Consider the following 2,201-nt stretch of genomic DNA (forward strand, 5'->3'; position numbering starts at 1 on the left):
CGGAGTAGTGTTAACCAAGCAATTATTCAAAGACTCACCTCAGCAAATAGAAGGTGCTGACCCAAATTGGGTTATGCATGCTGAGTTTGAGGCGTTTGGCATGAAGTTAATGTTATCTGATGGGATCCTTGCCGAAGAGCGTAGTGGCAATAATATCGCACTATCAGTCGTTCTCACTGATTTGGATGAGCAAGCTCGCCTGTTTGATAAGTTATCTCACGGTGGTCGTATTATGATGCCACTTGCAGATACATTCTGGGGGGCTCGCTTTGGTAAGGTCGAAGATCAGTTTGGTATTCGCTGGATGTTGCATTGTGATTTAGTAAAATAATGAACTCACTCGCAATTAAGCGTTATCGAGTTCGCAATAACGCTTAATTGGAGTGGATTCTCATTATCAATAACCTAAAATTATAAATTGTATATAGATCGTGGCCAGCATAAAAATAACTGTAGATAGACTTCAGCCTGGGTTGCACATTCGACTTCCGGTCAAGTGGAATGAACACCCGTTCCTATTCAATAGTTTTAAAATTAAAGACGAAGAACAAATTAGAATGATCCGCCATTTGGGGATCAAGCACGTCTTTATTAATACCGCCCAAAGTGACACGCAACCACTACCAGTTTCTGAAGAACAATCAGAAGTGGAAGATGTACTGCACGAAGAGATTGACCTCGAAGCTCAAAAGCTCTGGAAAGAGAAGCAAGATAGAATCGAGAAGTTGAGTGCCTATCGCCGACGTGTCATTAACTGTGAAAAAGAGTTTGAGCGCTCTCTATCAAGAATGCGCGCGGTAATGAACAAAATTCGTAATCGCCCAGAACAAGCCGTCGATGAAGCAAGCCAATTGGTTAATGACATTGTCGATAAGCTATTAAGTGACGATCATGTAACCCTCCATCTTATGAACGGTAAAAGTGAGTTCGAAGACATCTACTTCCACTCACTTAATGTATCCGTTGTAGCTATGATGATTGCTAAGGCTAAAAAGCTTAGTGCAGAGCAGATTAAAGAAGTGGCTTTTGCTTCTCTATTCCATGATATGGGCAAAGTTAAAGTACCAACGGCTATTTTGCGTAAACCCACCCCTCTTACTGAACCAGAGAAAAACTATCTCAAGTTGCATACTAAATATGGATTAGAGATTGCAGGTAATATAGATAGTTTCCCTGAAAGTGCTCGCACGGTTATCGCTCAGCATCATGAACTTAATGATGGGTCAGGTTATCCCGAGGGGTTAAAAGAAGATCAAATCGATGAACTGACCCAGATTGTTGCCGTGGCTAATGCTTACGATAACTTATGTCATTGCAATGTGGCTTCGGAGCAAAAGATCCCATATGTCGCGCTTTCGCATCTGTATAAGAACTGTAAGCATCAATACAACAATGAGAACTTGAGCCTGCTAATTAAGTTCATGGGCATTTACCCGCCTGGTACCGTCGTTCAGTTGTCAAATGATATGGTCGGCTTGGTGATATCGGTGAATGCGCAAAACATTCTCCACCCAAATGTGCTTATCTATGATCCGTCGGTTCCACGCACTCAAGCCCCAATCATCGACTTAGCGGAAAAAGAGATAAAGATAGTTAACGCCATATTACCAACCAAATTGCCAGATAAAGTGAGAGAGTATTTAAATCCTCGCTCGCGAATTTCTTATTTCTTCGACTCAGACGACTAGTTTTACACAGGGTTTTGTGGATAACGCTTGGTTAAACTGAGAGTAAATTGGGTGAAAATTAAGGTCTGATTGATTCGTGTTCAATCAGGCTTTTTTTATGAAAAAAACACACTTTTTCCCTTGCCTTAAAAAAACAACTCCCTATAATGCGCATCCACTGACACGGCAGACGCCATAAGGCTTCGACGATAGTCAGAGAGGTGGAAAGCTTCTGAGAAAATAAATTTGAAAAAGTGTTTGACTCTTCAAATTATCTCGCTAGAATGCACCTCCGCTTTGAGAGAAAGTTTCTTTTAAAGCACAGCTCTTTAACAATATAAACCTATCAATCTGTGTGGGCACTCGTTGATGATAATCCAAATAGTTTCTTCGGAAACAATTTAGGTTTCAATGATACGAAGTGACCATTTGAATGAGCAATCATTCGAGCACAGTCAATTCAAGTTTTCTAGGAACTAGCTTCTAGTCACTAGGAACTTATCAGTATTCATTGAGCCTCCCCTATTTATTTAG

2 protein-coding genes are annotated in these 2,201 nt (G+C 40.8%); both read left to right on the forward strand.

From position 1 onward, the window contains the following. Positions 1-331, forward strand: a 331-nt coding sequence (locus QTO00_RS18545; RefSeq protein WP_331426085.1) for a VOC family protein, incomplete at its 5' end; no start/stop codon positions are given. Between the two features lie 100 nt (positions 332-431). Continuing rightward, the gene (locus QTO00_RS18550) at positions 432-1,688 is read left to right on the forward strand and encodes an HD-GYP domain-containing protein (protein WP_331426086.1); all 1,257 of its coding nucleotides are present in this window, start codon (positions 432-434) and stop codon (positions 1,686-1,688) included. The last annotated feature ends 513 nt before the right edge of the window (positions 1,689-2,201 follow it).

The sequence above is a fragment of the Vibrio sp. M260118 genome (assembly GCF_036533755.1).
Classification (GTDB): Bacteria; Pseudomonadota; Gammaproteobacteria; order Enterobacterales; family Vibrionaceae; genus Vibrio.